General features: G+C 72.8%; 20 protein-coding genes and 1 pseudogene. 10 read left to right on the top strand and 11 right to left on the bottom strand.

Going from position 1 to position 22,890, the window contains the following annotated elements:
- Positions 1-17 precede the first annotated feature (17 nt).
- The 6 genes and pseudogenes from RM445_RS05755 to RM445_RS05730 form a co-directional block, all read left to right on the top strand.
- Complete coding sequence (locus RM445_RS05755; RefSeq protein ID WP_311554998.1) at positions 18-251, top strand: AzlD domain-containing protein; 234 nt, start codon at positions 18-20, stop codon at positions 249-251.
- A gap of 183 nt (positions 252-434) precedes the next feature.
- Positions 435-1,874 (top strand): NAD-dependent succinate-semialdehyde dehydrogenase, encoded by a 1,440-nt coding sequence (locus RM445_RS05750; RefSeq protein WP_311554997.1) that lies wholly within the window; start codon positions 435-437, stop codon positions 1,872-1,874.
- A gap of 62 nt (positions 1,875-1,936) precedes the next feature.
- Positions 1,937-2,833 (top strand): D-hexose-6-phosphate mutarotase, encoded by an 897-nt coding sequence (locus RM445_RS05745; RefSeq protein ID WP_311554996.1) that lies wholly within the window; start codon positions 1,937-1,939, stop codon positions 2,831-2,833.
- Between the two features lie 219 nt (positions 2,834-3,052).
- Positions 3,053-6,928 (top strand): Pls/PosA family non-ribosomal peptide synthetase, encoded by a 3,876-nt coding sequence (locus RM445_RS05740; RefSeq protein WP_311554995.1) that lies wholly within the window; start codon positions 3,053-3,055, stop codon positions 6,926-6,928.
- A complete protein-coding gene (locus RM445_RS05735) occupies positions 6,919-8,256 on the top strand; it encodes a M1 family metallopeptidase (RefSeq protein WP_311554994.1) in 1,338 nt (445 codons plus the stop codon). Before RM445_RS05740 ends, RM445_RS05735 begins: the two co-directional genes overlap by 10 nt.
- Positions 8,257-8,290: 34 nt before the next feature.
- Positions 8,291-8,650, top strand: a pseudogene (locus RM445_RS05730) (SDR family NAD(P)-dependent oxidoreductase); the annotation flags it as partial.
- Positions 8,651-8,668: 18 nt separating this feature from the next.
- Here the strand turns inward: RM445_RS05730 and RM445_RS05725 are convergent.
- From RM445_RS05725 to RM445_RS05680, 10 genes are all read right to left on the bottom strand, one after another.
- On the bottom strand, positions 8,669-9,217 hold the full coding sequence (locus RM445_RS05725) for a dihydrofolate reductase family protein (protein WP_311554993.1): 549 nt from the start codon (positions 9,215-9,217) through the stop codon (positions 8,669-8,671).
- Positions 9,218-9,272: 55 nt separating this feature from the next.
- Positions 9,273-11,798 (bottom strand): ATP-dependent helicase HrpB, encoded by a 2,526-nt coding sequence (hrpB, locus tag RM445_RS05720; RefSeq protein WP_311554992.1) that lies wholly within the window; start codon positions 11,796-11,798, stop codon positions 9,273-9,275.
- A gap of 34 nt (positions 11,799-11,832) precedes the next feature.
- Positions 11,833-13,101, bottom strand: a complete 1,269-nt coding sequence (locus RM445_RS05715; RefSeq protein ID WP_311554991.1) for a threonine/serine exporter family protein — start codon at positions 13,099-13,101, stop codon at positions 11,833-11,835.
- Between the two features lie 189 nt (positions 13,102-13,290).
- The gene (locus tag RM445_RS05710; RefSeq protein WP_311554989.1) at positions 13,291-14,088 is read right to left on the bottom strand and encodes an SDR family NAD(P)-dependent oxidoreductase; all 798 of its coding nucleotides are present in this window, start codon (positions 14,086-14,088) and stop codon (positions 13,291-13,293) included.
- 13 nt (positions 14,089-14,101) lie between these two features.
- Complete coding sequence (locus RM445_RS05705; protein WP_311554988.1) at positions 14,102-14,902, bottom strand: SDR family NAD(P)-dependent oxidoreductase; 801 nt, start codon at positions 14,900-14,902, stop codon at positions 14,102-14,104.
- Positions 14,903-14,908: 6 nt separating this feature from the next.
- Positions 14,909-15,808 carry an alpha/beta hydrolase gene (locus RM445_RS05700; protein ID WP_311554987.1) on the bottom strand — a complete coding sequence of 300 codons (900 nt, stop codon included), beginning with the start codon at positions 15,806-15,808 and terminating at the stop codon, positions 14,909-14,911.
- 49 nt (positions 15,809-15,857) lie between these two features.
- Positions 15,858-16,952: a helix-turn-helix domain-containing protein gene (locus RM445_RS05695; RefSeq protein WP_311554986.1), complete on the bottom strand. Its 1,095-nt coding sequence runs from the start codon at positions 16,950-16,952 to the stop codon at positions 15,858-15,860.
- A 143-nt stretch (positions 16,953-17,095) separates the two neighbouring features.
- Positions 17,096-17,401 (bottom strand): hypothetical protein, encoded by a 306-nt coding sequence (locus tag RM445_RS05690; protein WP_311554985.1) that lies wholly within the window; start codon positions 17,399-17,401, stop codon positions 17,096-17,098.
- Positions 17,402-17,440: 39 nt separating this feature from the next.
- Positions 17,441-17,689, bottom strand: a complete 249-nt coding sequence (locus RM445_RS05685) for a hypothetical protein (RefSeq protein WP_311554984.1) — start codon at positions 17,687-17,689, stop codon at positions 17,441-17,443.
- 22 nt (positions 17,690-17,711) lie between these two features.
- Positions 17,712-18,653: a CPBP family intramembrane glutamic endopeptidase gene (locus RM445_RS05680; RefSeq protein ID WP_311554983.1), complete on the bottom strand. Its 942-nt coding sequence runs from the start codon at positions 18,651-18,653 to the stop codon at positions 17,712-17,714.
- Positions 18,654-18,845: 192 nt separating this feature from the next.
- Between RM445_RS05680 and RM445_RS05675 the strand changes: the two genes are divergently transcribed.
- The 3 genes from RM445_RS05675 (at position 18,846) to RM445_RS05665 (ending at position 20,739) form a co-directional block, all read left to right on the top strand.
- A complete protein-coding gene (locus tag RM445_RS05675; protein ID WP_311554982.1) occupies positions 18,846-19,598 on the top strand; it encodes a glycine-rich protein in 753 nt (250 codons plus the stop codon).
- A 132-nt stretch (positions 19,599-19,730) separates the two neighbouring features.
- Positions 19,731-20,396 carry a hypothetical protein gene (locus RM445_RS05670; protein WP_311554981.1) on the top strand — a complete coding sequence of 222 codons (666 nt, stop codon included), beginning with the start codon at positions 19,731-19,733 and terminating at the stop codon, positions 20,394-20,396.
- A 112-nt stretch (positions 20,397-20,508) separates the two neighbouring features.
- The gene (locus tag RM445_RS05665) at positions 20,509-20,739 is read left to right on the top strand and encodes a hypothetical protein (protein ID WP_311554980.1); all 231 of its coding nucleotides are present in this window, start codon (positions 20,509-20,511) and stop codon (positions 20,737-20,739) included.
- Positions 20,740-20,770: 31 nt separating this feature from the next.
- Here the strand turns inward: RM445_RS05665 and RM445_RS05660 are convergent, their stop codons facing one another.
- Positions 20,771-22,201, bottom strand: a complete 1,431-nt coding sequence (locus RM445_RS05660) for an outer membrane protein assembly factor BamB family protein (RefSeq protein WP_311554979.1) — start codon at positions 22,199-22,201, stop codon at positions 20,771-20,773.
- A gap of 266 nt (positions 22,202-22,467) precedes the next feature.
- Here RM445_RS05660 and RM445_RS05655 point away from each other — a divergent pair, with 266 nt between their 5' ends.
- The gene (locus tag RM445_RS05655) at positions 22,468-22,851 is read left to right on the top strand and encodes a hypothetical protein (RefSeq protein ID WP_311554978.1); all 384 of its coding nucleotides are present in this window, start codon (positions 22,468-22,470) and stop codon (positions 22,849-22,851) included.
- Positions 22,852-22,890 lie beyond the last annotated feature (39 nt).

Genomic DNA, 22,890 nt, shown 5'->3' with positions numbered 1-22,890 from the left:
CAGCCAGCGCTCGTAGAGTGACGGCCCTGGCGGTCACTGTCGCGATCACCGTTGCCTTGCGTGCAGTGCCGTTCGCGGTGAAGAACGCCGTGGCCGGGTCGGCGCTGCTGGCCGACGTCGGCCGGTGGATGCCGCTGGGCGCGATCACCGTCCTCGCCGTCTACTGCCTGGCGCAGATCGACCTGACCACGCCCACCCGCGGCCTGCCCGAGCTGGCCGGCGTCGCCGTCACCGTGGCCGCGCACCGGTGAGGCCGCAACGTCGTGCTCAGCATCCTCACCGGGTACGGCGACCTGCATGATCCTCACCAACTGGGTCCTCCCCACCTGAGCTCGGAGCTCGGCACTCGCACCGGTGGCGCGCCTCGTGACATCGTCAGGTCGGCGGCCGCGCGACTCGTCGCGCTGACCATCGTCCACGATCGGAGCGGACCCATGACCTACCCGAACACGTCGCTCTTCATCGACGACGCCTGGGTCGACGCAGCCGACGGGCGCACGATCCCGGTCCACAACCCGGCCACCGGGGACGTGATCGGTTCGGTGGCCCACGCGTCGATCAACGATCTCGACCGTGCCCTCGACGCCGCACAGCGCGGGTTCGAGGTATGGCGTGACCGGACCCCCGCGCAGCGCAGCACGATCATGCGACGGGCGGCCCAGCTGATCCGCGAGAGGGCGGACGACATCGCCCGCCTCATGACCCTCGAGCAGGGCAAGCCGCTCGTCGAGGCCCGCGGCGAGACGGCGGCGGCCGCCGACATGCTCGACTGGTTCGCCGAGGAGGGCTTCCGGGTCTACGGCAGGTTGGTCCCGCATCGCTCGAACCTCGCGATCCGGCAGATGGTCATCAAGGACCCCGTGGGGCCGGTGGCCGCGTTCGCCCCGTGGAACTTCCCGATCAACCAGGTCGCGCGCAAGGTCGCGGCCGGGTTGGCGGCCGGCTGCTCGATGATCGTCAAGGCGCCCGAGGAGACCCCGGCCAGCCCGGCCGCGTTCATCCGCGCCTTCCAGGACGCAGGCCTCCCCGCAGGCGTGCTCGGTCTCGTCTACGGCGATCCGGCGGAGATCTCCGGTCACCTCATCCCGCACCCCGTGATCCGCAAGATCACGTTCACCGGATCGACACAGGTCGGCAAGCAGCTGGCCGCGCTCGCCGGGCAGCACATGAAGCGGGTGTCGATGGAGCTCGGCGGCCACGCCCCGGTGATCGTGTGCGAGGACGCGGACCTGGAGCCGGCGGTCAAGACGCTGGGCGGGGTCAAGTTCCGCAACGCAGGGCAGGTGTGCATCTCCCCCACCCGGTTCCTCGTCCACCGATCCATCGCCAAGGACTTCGGCGCGGCCCTGGCACGCGTCGCGGACGGCCTGACCGTCGGCGACGGACTGACCGAGGGGACCCAGATGGGCCCCCTCGCCAACCCCCGGCGGCTCGACGCCATGCAGGTCCTCGGAGAGGACGCCGTGCAGCGCGGCGCCACGGTTCTGGCCGGTGGACGCCGGCTCGGCGACACCGGCAACTTCTGGGCCCCGACCATCTACGAGAACGTCCCTCTCGACGCGCGGCTGTTCAACGAAGAGCCCTTCGGACCGGTGGCCGGGATCCGCGAGTTCGACGACCTCGACGACGCGATCACCGAGGCCAACCGGCTCTCGTACGGGCTGGCCGGCTACGCCTTCACGCGGTCGCTCGCGTCGGCGGACCAACTCACCCGGCGCGTCGAGGTCGGCATGCTCTGGGTGAACATGCCGGCGATGCCCTCGGCCGAACTGCCCTTCGGCGGCCTCAAGGACTCCGGATACGGCACCGAAGGCGGCCCCGAGGCGCTGGAGTGCTACCTGAACACGCGGGCGGTCAGCATCCTGCAGGCCTGAGGAGCCGGCGTTCGTCCTGATCGTCTGCAGGGCGCCGGACGACCTGTCGTATCGTCCACGCGATGAGCGAGCCCGCCGACGTCGCGCTTCCCGATTCCGTGACCCTTGCCGACGGCGAGGGCGGCCTGCCTCTGGTGCGGGTGCGCGCGCCGGGTGGCGCCGGGGAGATCTACCTGCACGGCGCCCAGGTGACGGCATGGGCGTCTGCCGGGCAGGCACCGGTGATCTGGATGAGCCGCAGGAGCCTGTTCGAGACCGGCCGGGCGATCCGGGGCGGAGTGCCGATCTGCTTCCCGTGGTTCGGACCCGGCCGCAACGGCGACATGTCACCGGCTCACGGGTTCGCCCGTGTCGCGGACTGGAAGCTGCACGGCGCCCGGCAGGACGGCGATGCCGTCGTCGTCACGTTGCGCCTGACCGACGGCGATGTCGTCGGGCTGCCGGGCGCCGAGCTGTGGCCGTACCGTTTCGAGGCCCTCTACACGATCACCGTCGGCGCAGAGCTCGACCTGGAGCTGTCGGTGCGCAACACCGGCGCCGAGGCGGTCACGTTCGAGGAGGCGTTGCACACCTACCTGTGCGTCTCCGACGTCCGCGAGGTGCAGGTCGACGGTCTCGACGGGGCCACCTACGCGGACAAGACGTCCGGGGGCGCGCTCGTCCGCCAGGAAGGCCCGGTCGTCTTCACGGGCGAGACGGACCGTGTCTACCGGTCCACCGCGGACGTGAGCGTGCGCGATGGTGCGCGGACCCTGCTCGTCGCCACGACCGGTTCGGAGAACACGGTCGTCTGGAACCCCTGGGTCGCCAAAGCTGCGGCGATGAAGGACTTCGGCGACGAGGAGTGGCCGACGATGGTGTGCGTCGAGACCGCCAACGTCGCCGACGACGCGGTCGTCCTCGCGCCAGGGCACAGCCACGCCATGCACGCCCGGATCGGCCTCGCGCTCCCGGCGTGATCGCTGGGGTGAACTCCCGCACGTCTCCGAGACCGGCCGGACATCTGCCGTTAACCTGCCGAGGAGAGTTCGCTGTGCCCCGGGTGGTGCCGCCAGACCCGCACCCAGCCCCGACCCGGCTGACGACACAGCACGTTCACCCGGAAGGTGAGACTTGCACCCGCGCGCTGCACGCCGCCGTCGTCGTTCCCGTACCGCGTCCACTGCGGCCGGTGTGCGGTGACCCTCGCGCTCCTCCGCACCCCCGCCGTCTATCCCGTCGCGCCTGAGCCCGTCCGTCGCACGCTGCTCGACGTGCTCGCCGAGACGATGGCGCAGCACCCCGACGAGGCCGCGGTCGACGCAGGCGGCACGATCCTGAGCTATCGCAAGCTGGCCGAGGAGGTCGACGCGGTCCGGCGGCGCCTCGCCGCCGGCGGCATCGGGGTCGGCGACCGCGTCGGCGTCCGGATCTCGTCCGGCACCGCCGAGCTCTACGTCGCCATCCTCGCCGTGCTCTCCGCGGGAGCCGCATACGTGCCCGTCGACGCCGACGACCCGGAGGAGCGGGCCGAGCTCGTCTTCGGCGAAGCCGGGGTGTGCGCCGTCCTCGGCGACGGCGGGTCAGTGACCATGCACGGCGCGCCGCTCGGTCGGCCGGGCACGCCCGGGCCCGACGACGACGCGTGGATCATCTTCACGTCCGGCTCGACGGGCACCCCGAAGGGCGTCGCGGTGAGCCACGGTGCCGCCGCGGCGTTCGTCGATGCCGAGGCGCGCCTGTTCCTCGTCGACGAGCCGATCGGGCCCGGTGACCGGGTGCTGGCGGGGCTGTCGGTGGCGTTCGACGCCTCCTGCGAGGAGATGTGGCTCGCGTGGCGGCACGGCGCCTGCCTGGTCCCGGCGCCCCGGGCGCTGGTCCGCACCGGTGTCGACCTCGGGCCGTGGCTGGAGGCCCAGCGGATCACGATCGTCTCCACCGTCCCGACGCTCGCCGCGCTGTGGCCGCCGGACGCGCTGGAGGACGTGCGGCTGCTGATCTTCGGCGGCGAGGCGTGCCCGGCCGAGCTGGCCGAGCGGGTGGCCGTCGAGGGCCGCGAGGTGTGGAACACCTACGGGCCGACGGAGGCCACCGTCGTCGCCTGCGCGGCGCAGCTGACCGGCGAGGGGCCCGTGCGGATCGGCCTGCCGCTCGACGGCTGGGCGCTCGCCGTCGTCGACGCCGCGGGCGAGCCGGTCGCGATGGGCGAGAGCGGCGAGCTGGTGATCGGCGGGGTCGGGCTCGCCCGCTACCTCGACACGGACAAGGACGCCGCGAAGTTCGCTCCCCTGCCCTCGCTGGGCTGGGCGCGCGCCTACCGCAGCGGCGACGTCGTCCGCGCCGACGAGGCCGGGCTGCTGTTCCTGGGCCGGGCCGACGAGCAGGTCAAGCTCGGCGGGCGCCGCATCGAGCTCGGCGAGGTCGACGCCGCGCTGCTCGCGCTGCCCGGCGTGCGCGGCGCGGCGGCCGCCGTCCGTCGCACCCCGGCGGGCAACCAGGTGCTGGTGGGGTACGTGGTGCCCCGGGGCGAGCTGGACACCGACGCCGCGGCGCTCGCCCTCCGCGAGCAGCTTCCGGCCGCACTCGTGCCGCTGCTCGCGATCGTCGACGACCTGCCGACGCGCACGTCGGGCAAGGTCGACCGCGACGCACTGCCCTGGCCCCTGAAGGATTCAACACTGTCGCCGGCGAACGGTCTCGACCCTGTCGCGGCGGGTCTGCTGACCCCGACCGAGGGGTGGCTGGCCGAGGGCTGGGCGGAGATCCTCGGCGTGCCCGTGACCGACCCGAAGGCCGACTTCTTCACCCACGGCGGCGGCAGCCTCACCGCCGCGCAGCTGGTGGCCCGGATACGCACCCGACACCCGCAGGTGTCGGTCAACGACCTCTATCTGCATCCGCGGCTGGGAACGATTGCGGCCCACCTGGACGCCATGAGCGCGACCCGGACCACACAGCGCGACGTCGTGCCGACGCCACGCCGCACCGCCGTCGCACAGGCCCTGCTCATGGCTCCGATGCTGACGCTGGTCGGCCTGCGCTGGACGAGCGTCGCCGCGGCGATCTCGACGATCGCCGCTGTTGTCGTCCCGTGGGCGCCGCCGTCCTGGATGGTGACAGCGCCGTGGTGGTCGCTCGCTATAGCCTGGGCGGTGTTGTTCAGCCCGGCCGGACGGATCGGGATCGCCGCGGGCGGCGCCCGCCTGCTGCTGCACGGCGTGCGGCCCGGCAACTACCCGCGCGGCGGATCGGTGCACGTGCGGCTGTGGGCGGCCACGCAGCTCGCCGAGCTGTCCGGTGCGACGGGCGTCTCGGGCGCGTCGTGGACCACCCGCTACGCCCGCGCGCTCGGCGCGAAGATCGGCGACGACGTCGACCTGCACTCCGCACCGCCCGTGACCGGCCTGCTGAAGCTCGGGCGCGGCGCGGCCGTGGCGCCGGAGGTGGACCTCGGCGGCTACTGGGTCGACGGCGACGTCGTGCGCATCGGCAAGATCCGGATCGGCGCCGGGGCCACGATCGGCTCGCGCAGCACGCTCCTGCCGGGCGCGCGGATCGGCAAGGGCTCCCGGGTCGCGGCCGGGTCCACGGTCCGCGGCGCGATCCCCGCCGGGCAGCACTGGGCGGGTTCGCCGGCGCGGCGGGCAGGCAGGTCCCGTGTGTCCTGGCCGTCGACCCGCCCCTTGCGCTCGCGGTCATGGGCCCTCGCCTACGGCATCACGTCGATGCTCCTCGGGCTGCTGCCCGCGGTGGCGGCGCTGCCTGCGCTCGCGATCGTCGCGGTCGGCGTCGCCGGTGCGGCGTCCCCCGCCGACGCGACCGGCGGGGCGCTGCTGATGGTCGCACCGGCGACCGTGGCCTACCTGGTCACGTACGCGGCGCTGGTCGTGGTCGGCGTGCGCCTGCTCGGCATCGGCATGGACGAGGGCTTCCACCCGGTGCACAGCCGCGCGGGCTGGCAGGTCTGGGCCACCGAGCGGCTGATGGGCATGGCCCGCACGGGCCTGTTCCCGCTGTACTCGAGCCGGTTGACGGCCGCATGGCTGCGGTTGCTCGGTGCCCGGATCGGCCGCGACGTCGAGGCGTCGACCGTGATCGCGCTGCCGAAGATGACCACGGTCGCCGACGGCGCGTTCCTCGCCGACGACACGATGGTCGGCACGTACGAGCTCTCCGGCGGCTGGATGCACGTGGCACCGTCGCGGGTCGGCAAGCAGGCCTTCCTCGGCAACTCCGGGATGACGGCGCCGGGTCGGTCGGTGCCCGACCGCGGGCTCGTCGGCGTGCTCTCCGCGACGCCACGGAAGGCGAAGAAGGGCTCCTCGTGGCTCGGCCTGCCGCCGATGCCGCTGCGCCGGGCCGTCGAGCGGGGCGACACGAGCCGCACCTTCCACCCGCCGCGGCACCTCAGGATCGCCCGCGGGCTGACCGAGCTGTGCCGGATGGTGCCGGTGATGTGCTCCGCCGCGCTCGCCGTCCTCGTCGTCGGAGTGCTGACGACGATCCTGGCCGGCACCGGGATCGTGGCCGCGGCCGTGCTCGCCGGTCCGCTGCTGCTCGCCGCCGGTGTCGTAGCCGCCAGTGTCACGACGGCGATGAAGTGGCTGCTCGTCGGCCGGTTCCGGCCGGTGGAGCACCCGCTGTGGAGCTCGTTCGTGTGGCGCGACGAGCTGGCCGACACGTTCGTCGAGGTGCTGGCGGTCCCGTGGCTGGTGGGGCACGCGGGCGGCACCCCCGTCCTCACCGCGTGGCTGCGCAGCATGGGCGCGAGCATCGGGCGCGGCGTGTGGCTGGAGACGTACTGGCTGCCCGAGTCCGACCTCGTGCGACTCGGCGACGGTGCGACCGTCAACCGGGGCTGTGTGGTGCAGACCCACCTGTTCCATGATCGGATCATGAGCATGGACGACGTGCGCATCGACGAGGGCGCGACGCTCGGGCCGAACGGGATCGTCCTGCCGGGCGCGCACATCGGCGCGGCCACGACCATCGGCCCGGGCTCCCTGGTCACGCGCGGCGACGCCGTCCCCGCGTCGACCTGTTGGCTGGGCAACCCGATCACGACGTGGAGCTGAGCCGCAAACCGAAGGCCGGCGCAGCTCGGTCCGGTGACCCGTACTTCCCCGCCCACGGCAACGGCGGGTATCGGGTCGAGCACTACGACCTGGACATCGACTACAAGCTCGCGGCCAACCGGCTCGGCGGGCGGGCCGTGCTCACCGCCGTCGCCGACGCACCGCTGAGCCGGTTCAGCCTCGACCTCGCCGGGTTCCGCGTGCCCCGCGTGCTCGTCGACGGCCGTCCGGCGAAGTTCACGCAGTCACGGTCGCCGCGCGACGGCGGGAAGCTCCACGTCACGCCGGACCGCCCGGTCGTGGGCCGGTTCACCGTCGACGTGCGCTACAGCGGCAACCCGACACCGGTCGCCAGCCGATGGGGCGGCGTCGGCTGGGACGAGCTGACCGACGGCGCCCTCGTCGCGAGCCAGCCCGTCGGTGCGCCGTCCTGGTTCCCGTGCAACGACCACCCCTCGGACAAGGCGACCTATCGCATCGCCGTCACCACCGCCGCGCGCTACACGGTCGCCGCCACCGGTGTGCTCACTGCGCGGCGCCGCTCCGCCGGCACGAGGACGTGGGTGTACGAGCGATCGGAGCCCACGGCGTCGTACCTGGTCAGCGTGCAGATCGGGCGCTACGAGAAGGTGGTGGTCGCCGAGGGCCCGGTGCCGCAGGTGGCGCAGATCCCCGCCCGACTCACCAAATTCGCCGCCCGCGACCTCGGTCGACATCCCGCGATCATGACGACGCTGGAGGGCTTCTTCGGTCCCTTCCCGTTCGCCGACTACCAGCTCGTCGTCACCGACGACGAGCTGGACGTCCCGATCGAGGCCCAAGGCATGTCGATCTTCGGGTCGAACCATCTCGACGGGCGGCGCACCCACGAGCGGCTCGTCGTACACGAGCTGGCGCACCAGTGGTTCGGGAACAGCCTCACGATCGCCGACTGGAGCCACATCTGGCTCAACGAGGGCTTTGCAACGTACGCGGAATGGCTGTGGTCCGAGTCGTCCGGCGGCCGCACCGCCGCTGTCCATGCCCGGGAGTGGCACGCGCACGTCGCGGCGGGGCCGGCCGACCTCGTCCTCGCCGACCCGGGGGTCGCGCGGTTGTTCGACGAGCGGGTCTACAAGCGCGGCGCGCTGGTGCTGCACGCGCTGCGCGGTCGGATCGGCGACGAGCGCTTCTTCGCGCTGCTGCGCGACTGGACGGCGCGGCACCGCCACGCGACGGTGACGACGGCGCAGTTCGTCGAACTGGCCGGGCAGCACGCCGGCACGGACCTCACCGCGTTCTTCACCGCGTGGCTGTACCGCCCCGCCCTCCCCGGCGAGCGGGGCTGACTCGGATCACGCCGAGGCGCCGCCCGTCCGGACCTTCCACGCCTTCCTGCCGCTGCTGCGCAAGGCGCCGGCCGGCGTGGTGGTGAACGTCTCGAGCGGCCTGGGCTCCCACGCGGTCACCTCCGATCCGGAGCGGATCGAGAGCTCCTTCCAGGCGCCCGCGTACACCTCGTCCAAGGCCGCGCTCAACATGCTCACCACCCAGTGGGCCGCCGCCGTTCCGGAGCTGCGCATCAACTGCGTCGACCCCGGCTACACGGCCACCGAGTTCAACAACCACAGCGGCCCCCAGACGGTGGAGGAGGGCACCGAGGCCATCGTCCGCATGGCGACCATCGGCGCCGACGGCCCCACCGGCACCTACACGGACCGCCACGGACCCCTCGGCTGGTGAGCCGAATTCATCGGGCGCTCACCGCGTGGCGTAGTGCAGGAGCGTGACCCCGCTGTCGAAACCGGCGACGTCCACGACCCGGAGCCGGTCGGCCTCGAACCCCTCGGGGAACAGTCGCCGCCCGCGCCCCTGCACGACGGGGTAGACGAACAACCGGTACTCGTCGACCAACCCCGCCTCGATCAGCGCGTGGCACACCCGGATGCTGCCGGTCACGCCGATGTCGCCGCCGGGTTGCTCCTTGAGCTCCGCGACGCGGGCGAGCCAGTCGCCGCTGAGGATGGTCGAGTTCTGCCACTGCGGGTCGGTCATCGTCGAGGACACCACGTACTTCTGCACCCGGTTGAGCTCGTCGGTGACGCCGGTGTGGTCGTCGGTCTGCTTCGGCCAGAAGCCACGGAAGTCCTCGAAGGTCCGCCGGCCGAGCAGCAACGCGTCGCCGCGCTCGGTGAACCGGTTCATGGCCTCGGTGACCTGCCGGTCCTCGGCGGTGGGGTCGAACCAGTCTCCGAGCATCTCCACCGCGCCGTCGGCGGTCACGTTCTGGGTGATGGCAAGCGTGCGCACGGCCCGTCCTCCTCGATGATCGCTCCCGGGTGACGACCGAGGCGGCGGCCGGAAGTCATCGGTGGGCCCTGGGCGGCCTCGTCGGCGCCGTCAGCGGATCTTCCGGCCACGCGTGCTTGGGGTAGCGGCCCCGCAGCTCGGCGCGCACCTGCGGGTAGCCGGTGGCCCAGAACGACGTCAGGTCCGCGGTGACCGCGGCCGGCCGACCCGCCGGGGACAGCAGGTGCAGCACGACGGGCAGCCTGCCGTCGGCGACGGTGGGGGTGCCGGTCCACCCGAAGACCTCCTGCAGCTTCACCGCGAGCACCGGCTGGTCCGCGGAGTAGTCGACGGCGATCCGGGCGCCGGAGGGCACCGCGATCCGCTCGGGGGCGAGCTGGTCCAGCCGGGCGGCGTGCCGGTGGTCGAGCAGCGCACGCAGGACGCCGGCGGCGTCGATCCGCGCGAGGTCGGCGCGGTTGCGGGCGCGGGCCAGCGCAGGGCCCCACCACCTTTCGGGTTCGGCCAGCAGGGCGGCGTCGGACACGTCGGGCCACCCGTTGCCGTCGCCGCTGTCGACGAAGACGCGGTGCAGGGTGGCGAGCCGGTCGCGCAGCCGGCGCGCGTGCTCGCTCCACCGCAGCAGCCCGAGACCCTCGGTCTTCAGCCCGTGCCGCAGAGCGTTCGCGACGGCCTCGGGGTCGGGGCGCTCGAGGCGGCGCTCCGTCAGCACGATGGCCCCGAGCCTGCGCACCCGGCGGGCGACGACGTCCCCGTCGGCCCAGCGCACCTCGTCCTCCTCGACGAGCAACGCGGGCGCGGCCAGCTCGGCGAGCTCGCGATCCGCGGCGGCGGCCAGCCGGATCCGCCCGTGCTCCGCGCCCGGCGTCCGGTCGGCGTCGGCGACCGCCAGCCATTCCTGGCCTGCCAGCGGGCTCCCGGTAGGCAGCTCCACGGCCGTCCCGCCGGACATCAGATAGACGTCGCGGTGTAGCCGTTGCGGGCCCGTGCCTGCGGAGCGGCGACGCGCCAGGCGCTCCGGGTAGGCGAGGCCGACGACCAGGGCGGCTCCGGCACCAGGTCCCGCGGGCGACGAGGAACGCGCGGAAGTGCTGGATGTGCGGGGCAGCATGCGCTGCAGTCGGGTGACCTCGGCCCGCCAGCGTCCGGCCCCGCGGGCGGTTCCGGACCGCAGCCGTCGCAGCTCGTCGTCCGCCGCCCCACCCACGCCACCGCCCTCGGCCAGGGTGTCGTCGTCGATCAGAGCCACCACCTCGGCGGCCGCTTGCGCACCCACCAGGGCCGCCCCGTCGAGCAGCGCGCGGGCGAGCCGCGGATGCAGTCCGAGCTCGGACAACCGCCGCCCGCGGTCGGTGACACCGCCGTCGTCGAGCGCCCCGAGTGCCCGCAGCACCTGCTGCCCGGCCTGCAAGGGACCGGCCGGCGGCGGGTCCCACCAGCGCAGCCCGCTGCCGTCCGGCGTTCCCCAACACGCCAGATCCAGCGCCAGCCGGGTCAGATCCGCGGTGCGGATCTCCGGCTCGGGATAGCGGGCGAGCAGCTCGCCCTCGGGCCAGCAGCGGTACACGCGACCCGGCGCCTCCCGCCCGGCGCGGCCGGCGCGCTGCTCCGCGACGGCCGCCGACACCCGCACGGTGACCAGCCCGGCCAGCCCACGCCGATGATCGGTCCGGGGCGTCCGGGCCAACCCGGCGTCCACCACCGCGCGGACCCCGGGCACGGTCAGGCTCGACTCCGCCACCGCCGTCGACAGCACCACCCGCCGCCGCGGCCCGGGTGCCAGCGCCAGGTCCTGCTCGGCGGGGCGCAGCCTGCCGTGCAACGGGAGCACGTCGACGTCGGCCAGGTCGGCGCCCCCGAGCAGCGTGGCCGTGCGGCGGATCTCCGGCACGCCGGGCAGGAAGGCGAGCACGTCGCCGTCGCCCTCCTGCAGGGCGGTCCGCACCGCGCGGGCCACGCAGGCCTCGATGCGCTCGCCGCGGGCGGGCGGGACGTGCCGGGTCGCCACCGCGAACATCCGCGCCTCGACCCGCACCACCGGTGCCTCCCCGAGCAGCTCGGCGAGCCGGTCCGTGGCGACCGTGGCCGAGGTCGCCAGCAGCCGCAGGTCCGGGCGCAGCCCGGCCCGCGCGTCGAGCAGCAGCGCGAGCAGCAGGTCCGCGTCGAGATGCCGCTCGTGACATTCGTCGAGCAGCACCGTGTGCACGTCGGCCAGCTCCGGGTCGGTCATCAGCCTGCGCAGCAACAGCCCGGAGGTCACCACCTCGATGCGGGTGCGGTCCGACCGGCGGGAGTCGCCACGCACCGCGTAGCCGACGGTCTCACCGACCGGTTCACCGAGCAGTGACGCCATCCGGGCTGCGGCCGCGCGCGTGGCCAACCGGCGCGGTTCGGCGACCAGCACCCGGCCCCGGTCCGCATCGGCCGCCGCCCCCAGGGCCAGCGGGACGAGAGTGGTCTTCCCGGTGCCCGGCGGCGCGACCAGCACCGCATTGCCGTGCGCGGCCAACGCGTCGGTGACCTCGCCGAGCACCGCGCGAACCGGCAGGTCGGGCAGCCGGGACGGATCGGGGAGCCGCATCAGCCTCGTTCCAGCGTCGGCGACCAGGTGGCGGTCATGACGTGAAGTCTTCCTCGGAAGACGTCCGCCGACGCAGGCGGCCGACGAGCGCCCGCAGGGCGCGCGACACCGCCGAACCCACCAACAGACCCATGGCGATGGCCAGGACCACGCCCACCACGTCGAAGCCGACGGTCGAACCCTCCCCCGAGAGGATCGCCACCTCGCTGACCCCGATCAGCCCCAGGCTGCCCGGGACCAGCAACCAGAACGACGGCAGGAAGACCACCAGGCGGGGCAGCTGCCGGCGGACCAGCTCCGCGGTCGACGCTCCGATACTCGCCGCGATGGCGCCCAGGAAGCTGCCCAACGCCGGCGTGCCGAGACGCTGGCCGCCGAGCTGCACCAGGAAGGTCACGGCCAACACCCCCAACACCCACGGCGCCAACCGCACCGGCACGCCCTCCATGAGCGTGATGCCGACCCCGATGACCACCAGGCCCAGCGGCGCCGCCCACCAGCCGAGCCCGCTCACCCTGACGTTGCCGAGCAGCTGCGCAGGTGTCCCCAGCAACGTGGCCGCCGCGGCGACACCCAGGGCGAACAGCAGCAGCTGCACCGTGCCGTACAACAACCGCGACGCCCCCGCGACCATCGCACCCGCAGCCAGTTCCGACAACCCGGTCACCATCAGCGCACCGGGCAGCAGTACCGCCAGCGGCGGCAGCACCGTGCGCAGCGCGCCGTCGAGCAGACCCGCGGCGGCGGCCGCGAAGACCAGGGCGGACACCGCGAAGGCGGCCATCGTCGGGAGCAGCGCGAGCAACGAAGAGTGCCACTGCGCCATGCGGGACAGACCGATCACGATGACGCCACCCAAGGCCGCCGCGGCGAGGTTCGCCAGGCCCGGCTGGAGGATCAGGCAGATCCCCACGGCCACGACCACCAAGCCTCCCTCGGCCAGCCATGCCGGGTACCGCAGCGGCTTGCCACGTAGACCCAGCAGCCGGTCGAGGGCCTCCTCGCGGGCGATCCGGCCGGTGACGAGCAGGTGCCGGATGAGACGGACGTCGACGGCCTGGTCGAGTCGCAGCCGCCCGTCGACCGACTCGAAGGTGGCCGGATCACCACTGGCCAGGCCGACGTGCACACCGGTCGGCCCCGCGGCGACCTGCACGTCGGGTGCGCCGAGACGGCGCCCCACCTCCCGCAGCTCGTCCTCGACCTCGTCGACGGGCTGGCCCGTGGCGACCATCGCCGCACCCAGGAACGCCAACAACTTGCGGCGGTCGCGGTCCGCACCACACGCGCACGAATCGGTCACGACACCCCATCTCCAGCGCCTGGTCGAGAACGTCCTCGACCACAGTCTGTGGGGCCGCCTGCGAGGACCCGCGCCCGGAGATCATCGTCCGCTTGAGGGACCAGTGCGAGGGAGAGCGGATGCGACGCGCACCGATCGTCACGACAGAGGACCGCGGCGTCGACACGCTGTCGACGCCGCGGCCATCGCTCAGACCGAGTAGCGGCAGAGGGTCTCGCCGCCGTCGACCTTGATCAGGTCGCCGTGGATGTAGCTGGACTCGTCCGAGGCCAGGAACACCGCGAGGTTGGCGATGTCGTCGACCTCGCCCCACCGCTTGAGCGGGATCGACTCGGTGAAGACCTGGTCGAAGTCCTTGTCGTCGAACAGCGCCCGGGTCAGCGAGGTCTTGGCGTAGGTCGGGCAGATGCCGTTGACGCGGATGCCGTCCTTGCCGTACTCGATCGCCAAGCAGCGGGTGAGATTGGCCTGGGCGCCCTTGGAGATGTTGTAGACCGACTGGTTGGGGTGTCCCTGCAGTCCGGCGGTGGACACGAGGTTGACGATCACGCCGCCCTCGCCCTGGTCGAGCATCTGCCGGATCGCGGCCTTCGAGCCGAAGAACGTGCCCCGGACGTTCACGTCGAAGCAGATGTCGAGATCGGCGACGTCGAACTCGTGCAGCCGCTTGCCGTTGCGGTAGATGCCGGCGTTGTTGACCATCACGTCGATCCGGCCGAACCTGCGCACGGTCTCGGCGATGAGGTTGTCTACCTGATCTTCTTTCGTGACGTCGCAGCTGACGTAGGTGGCGGTGCCGCCGGTCTTCTCGATCACTTCGACGGTGCTCAGGTCGGCGTCGTCCTCGAACCCGCCGGTGTTGGGGTGTTCGTGGATGTCGCCGACGACGACCTTCGCGCCCTCGGCGGCGCAGGCTCTCGAGATGGCGCGGCCGAAACCGGAGCTGGCGCCGGTGACGACGATGACCTTGTTCTGCAGGCGTGGCATGCGTTGTCTCCGATCAGGGGGCGGTGAAGCCGCCGTCGATGGTCAGCATCGATCCGGTGGCCCAGCGGGCGTCGTTGGTCGACAGGAAGACCGCGGCCTTGCCGACGTCCTCGGCGGTGCCGAGCTCGGGCCACGGGGACTTGGAGTGCAGGACCTTGTTCAGCTCGGGGTCGTCGAGGAACGGGCGCACCATGGCGGTGGCGAGGAAGCCGGGGCAGATGGCGTTGACGTTGATCCGCTCGGGAGCGAAGTCGACCGCGAGCTGGCGGGTCAGGTTGACCACGGCGCCCTTCGCTGCGCAGTAGGCGGGCTCGGCGGCCAGCCCGACCAGGCCGCCGATGGAGGCGATGTTGACGATCCGGCCGCGGGAGCCGTCGACCGGCTCCTGGGTGAGCATCTGGCGGATCGCGAACTTGCACCCCAGCCACACGCTCTTGGCGTTGACGGCCATCGTGCGGTCGTACTCGTCCTCGGTCTCGTCGACGATGGTGTGCAGCCCGGTGAAGATCCCGGCGTTGTTGACCATGACGTCCAGCCGGCCGAAGCTCGATACAGCGGAGTCGACCAGATTCTCCACGGCCGAATAGCTGGCAGCGTCGGCCTCGACGTACTCGGCCTTGCCTCCGTTCGCCCGGATGACGTCGTCGGTCGGGGTGAGGATGTCGCCCTCGTATCCGCCTTCGCGGGCCTCACGCCGAAGGTCGGAGCAGACGACCGCGGCTCCTTCCGCGGCGAGCGCCAGTGCGATGGCGCGGCCGTTGCCGGAGCTGGATCCGGTGACGACGGCGACCCTGTCCCGAAGCTTGCTTGCCATCACTGATCAGCCTCCGAGGTGCTGCAGGAACCAGTCGCGGGCGGCCGGGCCGGACGCGTCGAAGCCGTCGACGTAGGCGTCGAAGTGCCCGCCCGGCAGGATCTGCAGCTTCTTCGGCTCGCGCGCCTTCTGGAAGGCGGCGATCGCCAGGTCGGTCGGGGTCAGCACGTCGTTCTGCGCGGGCATCAGCAGCAGAGGGGTCGGACTGATGTAGGGGACGTAGGCGACCGGCTCGTACTCGGTGAACAGCTCGACACTGCGCAACGTGACCTCGTTGCGCCACGAGGATGCGCGCAGGTCGTGGGTCTTGGTGAACCAGGTGTAGGAGTCCGGGGTGGGCAGCGCGGACGGCGCGAGCGGGTCCTTGTCGACCACCGGCACCATCCCGGGCTCCTTGCCCTCGTAGCGGGAGAGGCGGTCGGCGTCGAACAGGGCGCGGAAGCCGTCGATGAAGTCCGCGCGGACCAGGGCGCGGAAGTTGTCGTGCCCGCTGACCAACGGCACCTGGGAGACCACGGCCTTGACCCGGCGGTCGATCGCTGCGACGACGAGCACGTGACCACCGGAGTAGCTGCTCCCCCAGACACCTATCCGGCCGCCGTCGACCTCCGCCAGGGTGGTCGCGTAGGTGATCGCGTGGCGGTAGTCCCGCACCTGCGCCCACGGGTCGATCTCCTGGCGCGGTTCGCCGTCGCTGGCGCCGAAGTTGCGGTTGTCGAACACGAGTGCGTTGAACCCGGCCGCGGCGAACGTCTCGGCGTACTTGTCGAGGTACATCTCCTTGACGGCCGAGAAGCCGTGCGCCATGACAATGGTGGGCGCCGGGCTGGAAGAATCGTCGGCGGTGTAGAACCAACCGCGCAGAGTGACGCCCTCGGCGTCGAAGTCGATATCGCGTCGAACCATGTGTGATCTCCCCGGTGAGGTCCAGAAACCCGGCCCGGGACGCGTCGACTCAGCCCCGGGCCGGTGTGACCTCAGTCTCTCCGCGACCGGGCGCCGGGCCTTGAACTGCAGCGACAGGTCGTTGCACCGCAGCGCCACCCGGCGGCCGGGCGCTCGACCGGTACTCCGTCGGCGACGTGCCGTAATGCGCTTTGAAGCTGCGGCTGAAATGGCTGGTGTCAGAGAACCCCCAGCGGTGCGCAATCACCGAGACGGGCCGGTCGGATTCACTCAGTTCCTCACGGGCGTGCGCGAGGCGCCGGATCCGGATCACCTCGCCGACCGTCTGCCCGGCCGCGTTGTAGATGCGGTTCACCGTCCGGATCGACACGCCGTGCGCCGCTGCCAGTGCGTTCGGGGTGATCGATCCGTCCAGGAGGTGACGTTCGATGTACCGGTCCATCGCCGCACGCAGGGCCGGCTGCGCCGCACTCGTCGACGGTGCGTCGCCGTCCGGCCGCAGCGCTCCCATCAGGAGTTCGAGCGTGGCGTTGCGGGCCGCCGCCACCGCCGACGACCCGAGCACCGGCAGCGATGCGCTGAGGGTGTCGAGATATGAGCTCAGCAACCGGGTCGCCGGTGAATCGCCTTTGAGGCTCACTCCGGTCTTCGTCCAGGCCCGCCCCTTGACCTCGTCGAGCGCGGCCCGGGGAATGACCAGGCTCCGCTTGCTCAACGGCTCCCACACGCTGAACCGGGCCGACTTCGTGCTGTCCCACACCACCGCATCACCGGGACGCATGGCCGTCTCGACGTCACCTTGGCTGACGGTCTCGCTCCCGGCGCGCGTCATCAGCACGACGACGAACTCCCCGTCGGTGTCGGCCAGCTGCCGCCGCTGCCGCGTGCCCGAGCACGGGCTGCATTCGCAGTCGACGAGGGCGAGATCGTCGATCCACCACCGGCGAACCCACGCTTCGAAAAGCCGCTCGTCGTCGCACGGATCGACCTGCACGGTCCATGGCAGGTGCGTCGCGGACAGCATGTCCTGCCACTGTGCGGTCCGGTCGTCCACACCGGCCTGACCGCTGGTGGTACAGTACTCGCCACCCTGCATCGCCGACGACACCTCCGGTCCGACCTCACCGTCGAACAGCGCCCGCACCGACCATAGGTGCTCGAGGCGCGCTGCGTCCCCGCCTGCTCGCCGGGCACCGCTCCTCACCGTGCCGACGTCACCGACCTCGTCCGTAGAACGACGACGACACCCGCTTGTACGAGCGCGCCACGGTCTCGCCTCGGCGGCACTCAGCGCGTGGTCAGGCGCAGGAGCACGTCGGTGTCGAGCGCCGGGAGTTCCAGTGCGCCGATCAGTCGGGGTACGGCCACCTCGTCGATGTGCCGGCGCAGGTCGACCAGCGACGCGCCGTCGTCGGCCGTGACGCGCAGGTGCAGAGCGGGGTGGGCGTGCGGGCCGGTCAGCCGCGCGGTGGCCGACCGCACGCCGGCCTGGGCGGACAGCTCCTCGGCCAGCGGAGCGGCGGCGTCCGCCGTGCCGAGCACGGTGATCCCGGCGCGCTGGTCGGGGCCGCACCCGGAGTCAGTCGGGCGCACACAGGACACCGGGCTGGCACAGAGGTCGTGACCCGTGTGTCAGCCCGGCTTCCTTGGTGCGAGCGGTCGCTTCAGCCGATCCTCGTCGCGGTCGCCGAGCATGCGCAGGGCGATCCGGAAGATGCGACGCCGGTGGCGCCGCACCAGCACCTCGTACGCGTCGACGTCTTCCCCTCGGGCGCGGCGGACCAGCCACTCGTCGGCTGCGCCGTCCCCGGCGCGGGGACGACCCGACAGCAGCTCCGAGCACATGGTGGACAGTGTCGGGCGGACGACGTGCGCGGGCATCGGTCAAATGACGACGCCCGCCCTAGCGTCGGTGGAGGCCGGACCTCTCGCGCGGCACGGCCGCCGCGTCCGTCTCCTGCGTCCGCCGCTCGCCCCGGTAGCTCAGCCGACCCCGCGTCGCCGCCACGACGATCGACGCCACCGAGACGAACCCGACCAGCACCGGCAGCAGACCGTAGGCATCGAGCAGCGGGGCGGGGAACAGCGGCACCACGATCTTGTTCGCGAACGTGTTGAAGGACGCGTGCATCAACATGGTGATCAGCAGGCTGCCCTCGGCGTTGTTGAACACCCAGGCGATGACGACGGTCAGCGCGGTGGTCATCACGACGAACATGACCATGTTCGCCAGGGTGGGCGGCGTCCACACCCCCGTCCAGAACAGGGGGAAGTGCCACAGGGCCCACAGCACGCCCAGAAGGGCGCTGCCGGCCAGCGGCCCGTACGCCACCTGCAGACGGGGCAGCGCGAAGCCGCGCCAGCCGGGCTCCTCGCCCAACGGCCCGCCGAGGACGAACGTCGCGACGAACGCCAACGGGTAGCCGAGCAGCAGCCCGAGTGTCAGCGGTTGATACGACGCGAGGACGCCGGGCAGGACGATCGCGCCGAGCAGCACGCCGGCCGGGATGACCAGCAGGACGAACAGGTACCACCGGAACTGCACGCGCCACAGCACGTACCGGCGCAGCAGGCGCTTCGGCCCCTCCCTGCCCTCGGTCGCCCGGGCCATGACGAACGCCGACAGCGTCGGGCCCGTGAAGGTCGCGGCCGCGATCAGGACGAGCACGGCGATCGGCGGCAGGGTGTAGGGCAGGAGGCCGGTGCCGGTCCGGGAGAGCACGACCGGCAACTCCAGCAGCCACGCGCCGGCGTAGGCGATGACGAAGAAGGACACCAGCGGGTGCCGGGCCAGGACACCGGGACGTGCGTCGGCGGGCTGCGACCCGAGTCGGGACGTGGTCATCGCGTGGCCCTCTTCCTGGCCGGAACGGCGGGTCGTCGACGTGCCGGGCACCTTCCGGGGGAGCGTAGGCAGCGGGCATCGGCCGGAAGCCGGAGATCATCCGATCGTGTCCGGCACGCTCCCGGCCACGCTGCCCGCGGACATCGGCCACCGGTCTTCACCGCGGCGCAGCAGCCGTTAACCTCCGTGGGCATGGCTCAAGCACCCCGGGTGACCGACACCTTCTCCTGCACCGGCGGTGAGCAGTCCTGGACGGTCCCGGCCGGCGTCGACCAGGCGACGTTCGTCGTCGAGGGCGCGGCCGGAGGTGGGCTGGGTGACGTCCCGCCCGGACTCGGTGGTCGGGCGGAGGCGACGGTCGCCGTGACGGCCGGAACGGTCTACACCATCGTCGTCGGCCGCCAGGGCCAGCAACCCGGCGGATACTGGCCTGGCGTGAAACCGGCGCAGGGCGGCTTCGGCTTCGGCCGGGGCGGCGACGGCGGACCGTCGGACTCCACCTCCTCCTTGGGCGCGGGCGCCGGCGGTGGCGGGTCCGCCGTCCTGCTCGGTACCGAGGTCATGCTCGTCGGCGGTGGTGGCGGCGGCACGGCCTTCGGCGGCGATCCCGGTGCGGGCGGAGGGACCACCGGTGGTGCCGGAGGCCCGATCACGGACATCGGTGGCGGTGGCGGTGGAGGCACGGCCACCGGGCCCGGTGCCGGCGGACAGGTCCGCGCCGGGTCGCACGGCAACGCCGGCACGGGCCACGACGGCAGCAGCGGGTCCGCGGCCGCCGGAGCCGACAACGGCGGTGGTGGCGGTGGCGGCGGAGGCTGGTTCGGGGGTGGTGGCGGCGGATCCGGAGACTTGGCGACCGGCGGCGGTGGCGGTGGGTCCGGCTACGCCGCGCCCGGCCTCTCCGCGCAGCTGACCCCCGCGTGCGTGCCGGGGACGGCCAGGTGACGGTCACCCACGACGCGACCTGATTCGTCCAGGAGCACCGTCGCGGCGTGGGCAGCGGCCGAACGGGCCTATGAGCAGGCCAACCGCCCGGCTTTGTGGTTACCGTCTTCCTGGGGATGCGGGAGGCGGGCCATGGAACCACACCACGTGCACGGCGGGATCCTGTGGGACGGCTGGGTGCTGATGTTGCCCGGCATATTCGTGGCGGCGGTGCTGGTCACCGCCCTGGCGCTCAACGGCCCCGGCGAGGCCCTCTACACGTGGGTGCGGGCACAGCTGGCGCCGAACCCGTGGCGCGGCCGCTGGGACGACGCCGTGACGCGCCATCAGGCCACGGCACAGGCCTTCGCCGAGTTCGAATGCGACCTCGACGCGGTGCTGCGGCTGCCGGCCCTGGCCGACGTCGAACAGCCGGCCACCGCGCGCTTCGTCGACGCGTTCGCCGAGGCGAACGCACTGCGCACCGACGAGTTCCCCGGCCCGGACTACGCCCGGCGGTTCGTCGAGGCCGTCGAGCACGCGGAGCAGGGCTGGGCCGCGGCGGTCGAGGCGGCGGAGCGCAAGCGCGACGCACGGTTCGACCCGGCCGAGCGGCGGCTCATCGCCCAGGTGCGCACCCTGCTCGGCGTCGCCGCCTCGTCGGACTTCGAGTCGGAGCGCCGGGCCGCGTACCAGCAGGCTCAGCGCCGTCTCGCCGAGCTGGAGCGGCGCAGCGGGTGGCGGGTGCCGCGGCCGGCGGCCATGGCCCTGGAACACCGGGCGCGCGGCATGCTGGCCGCGGCGGGGGCCGACGGCTGACGGATCCGCACGCCACCTGGCGCGGGACGCGTCACCCGGCCGGGCCGCACGCGTTCACCTCAGGGGGCGACGAGTTCGCCCGGCCGGTCGAGGAACGGAGTACCGAGGACTCATGCGCAACGACGTCACGACGGTGTCGAGTGCCCGAGCGGCGGCGATCTCCGACCTGCTCGCCTCCCTCGAGGTCGTGCTGATCTCCTGCCAGGTCGTCCCGGACGCCGACCGCGAAGCGTCCTGGAACGCCGACGCCGAACGCATCACCGGCGAGGTCGCCCGCCACCTCGCCACCGCCCGGACCCGGCTCTCCCCCAGTTTCGATCCGTCCACCACGCCGCGCCGCTGACCGGCACCCACCGGGCGTCGCGACTCCTGTCTCAGCCCATCCCGACCACGGCGCCGTCCGGCCCGGCGGTACCGACGACCACCGCGCCGGGAGCGGGCACGACGAACGCGTCGCGGAGCAGGTCGAGCGCGACGAACTGGTCACGGCGACCCAGGTCGACCGGGACCGGGGCAGCGCCGTCGGTCTGCACCGCGAACGTCGACGCCGTCCGGCACAGCCGCAGCACCCCGCCGTCGGTGACCGTCGCCGTGACTTCGGCCGGGCAGCCCTTTTGCACCGGCTGCAGCGCGCCCGATGCGGGGTCGACTGTGGCGACGACGCGCTCCGGGTCACCGCCCGCGACGGCGATCCGGCCGTCCCCGAACGGACGCGGGAAGCCCGCGGCGTACGGGATCCGGCCGACCGGCGTGCCGGTGGCCGTGTCGACGACGACACGGTCGCCCGCGCCGGCGGCGACCAGACGGGTGCCGTCGGGCGTCGTCCGGAGCGGGTCCGAGGAGTAGGGGTCGAAAGGCCTCGTTCGCAACGTCCAGGTGACCGACCCGGTGCGCCCGTCGAGCCCGTGCAGCACGAGGCCGTCCTGACATGACGTCTCCACGGGCACCACCGTCGCCGACACCGCCGGGTGGAGCAGCGTCGAGTCGCAGCCGGGCGGAGGCTCCCACGTCCACAGCACGGCTCCGGAGCCGATGTCCCGAGCGGTCGTGCGCGAGCGCGGCGGATCGTCGTAGCCGACCTCGAGCAGCTCGTCGACCGCGAGCACGCCGTCGGTGAGCAGCGCCACCGGCTTGCGGTCGGTGGCCAGCTCCCACCGCCGTTCCCCGGTCGTCGCGTCGAGCACGGTGAGGACGGCGGCCCGCGCGGCAGGGCCGGCATGGATCGTCACCACCGTCTGCCGGTCGGGGCTGACCAGCAGGTCGGTCAACCCGGCACCGACTCGCCGGAACGTCCAGCGCGCCGCGCCCGTCGTCCCGTCCAGGGCCGTGATTCCGTCGTCGCCTGCCACCACGACCCCGACCCCTGCGGCACGGACGTCACGCACCGGCCCGCCGCCGCGCCACGTCCAGCGCGCCGCGTCGGCGCTGTACTCCACCGGAGCGGGCTCGGCCTCGGGTGCCGTGGTCGCACGCACCGGCGCGTCGATCACCGCCGCGGCCGCGGCCGTTCCCCCGAGCGCGGTCACCGCCGTCGCGAGGAGCACCGGCAGCACCCGTCGCCACCCTGCCGAGGGCCTGATCCGCGTCGAGTCGGCGCTTCCGCCGACCACCCGCGCCACGACCCCGACGAGCACGACGGCCGACGCGGCCGCGAGCACACCCGTCGACGGGCCCGGAAGGCCCGTGGCCACGGCCCGCACGGCCGCCGTCGCGCTCGCCGTTCCCGCTGCCGCGGCGAGCACGACCGCGACCACCCGGGTCCGGCGCGACGAGGCCAGCGACAGCAGGCCCGCTGCCGCGAGCACCACCGCGGACCTGCGGTCAGCCGGTCCAGGTCGGCGTCGAGGTTCCAGCTGCCCAGGCCGCGCCGGTCCAGCGCCGCGGCCATCACGATGCCGACCAGTCCGACCAGCACCACGGCCCTGCGCACGACGATCAGTCTTACCGATCACCGAGAGTGGACGACCGTGAACCGCTCGTCCCCGACCACCCGGGGGATGATCGGATCTGTTCCGGGTCTCGTGGACCCGCGGGCAGATGTGGTCGGTCGGACACGAGGGAGGTCGTGGCGGTGACGACGAACGACGTCGCGGCGGCCTGGCGGGCGTTCGCCGTGGAGCTCGGCTATCCCGTCCAGGCAGGCGCCGGCCCCGCATCGGTCGCCGACCTCGTGGCACGGTCCGCGGTGCTCGGCGGAGCTCCGCCGCCGGAGTTCCTCGATCTGCTGCGCGACCAGAACGGCGGCGAGGTCAACGGCCTCCGGTTCTTCCCCGCCAGGTCCGGCCGACCGACCGGCGGGACGGAGCTGCCGGACCTGGTGGAGGTCAACCTCGACATGCGGGACGGCGGCGGCCTCGCCGAGCACATCGTGCTGGTGAGGGCTGCATCTGCCTGCGCGCGCTGCACCTGCCCAGCGGAGCGTTCCACGAACTGGACCGCGTCTCGCTGGACGTGATCGTCGTGCATCCGTCGTTCGGTGCACTCATGGCAGCCG

The sequence above is a fragment of the Pseudonocardia charpentierae genome (assembly GCF_031845345.1).
GTDB classification, from domain to species: Bacteria; Actinomycetota; Actinomycetes; order Mycobacteriales; family Pseudonocardiaceae; genus Pseudonocardia; species Pseudonocardia charpentierae.
The sequence above is the reverse complement of the archived record's forward strand: the minus strand, read 5'-3'. Positions and strand labels throughout refer to the sequence as shown.

Bases quoted from the DNA above. Each gene is read 5' to 3' on its own strand.
- RM445_RS05750 (WP_311554997.1), top strand. From the start codon at position 435: ATGACCTACCCGAACACGTCGCTCTTCATCGACGACGCCTGGGTCGAC.
- RM445_RS05745 (WP_311554996.1), top strand. From the start codon at position 1,937: ATGAGCGAGCCCGCCGACGTCGCGCTTCCCGATTCCGTGACCCTTGCC.
- hrpB (WP_311554992.1), bottom strand. From the start codon at position 11,798: ATGCGGCTCCCCGATCCGTCCCGGCTGCCCGACCTGCCGGTTCGCGCG.
- RM445_RS05710 (WP_311554989.1), bottom strand. From the start codon at position 14,088: ATGCCACGCCTGCAGAACAAGGTCATCGTCGTCACCGGCGCCAGCTCC.
- RM445_RS05705 (WP_311554988.1), bottom strand. From the start codon at position 14,902: ATGGCAAGCAAGCTTCGGGACAGGGTCGCCGTCGTCACCGGATCCAGC.
- RM445_RS05700 (WP_311554987.1), bottom strand. From the start codon at position 15,808: ATGGTTCGACGCGATATCGACTTCGACGCCGAGGGCGTCACTCTGCGC.
- RM445_RS05685 (WP_311554984.1), bottom strand. From the start codon at position 17,689: ATGCCCGCGCACGTCGTCCGCCCGACACTGTCCACCATGTGCTCGGAG.
- RM445_RS05680 (WP_311554983.1), bottom strand. From the start codon at position 18,653: ATGACCACGTCCCGACTCGGGTCGCAGCCCGCCGACGCACGTCCCGGT.
- RM445_RS05675 (WP_311554982.1), top strand. From the start codon at position 18,846: ATGGCTCAAGCACCCCGGGTGACCGACACCTTCTCCTGCACCGGCGGT.
- RM445_RS05670 (WP_311554981.1), top strand. From the start codon at position 19,731: ATGGAACCACACCACGTGCACGGCGGGATCCTGTGGGACGGCTGGGTG.
- RM445_RS05665 (WP_311554980.1), top strand. From the start codon at position 20,509: ATGCGCAACGACGTCACGACGGTGTCGAGTGCCCGAGCGGCGGCGATC.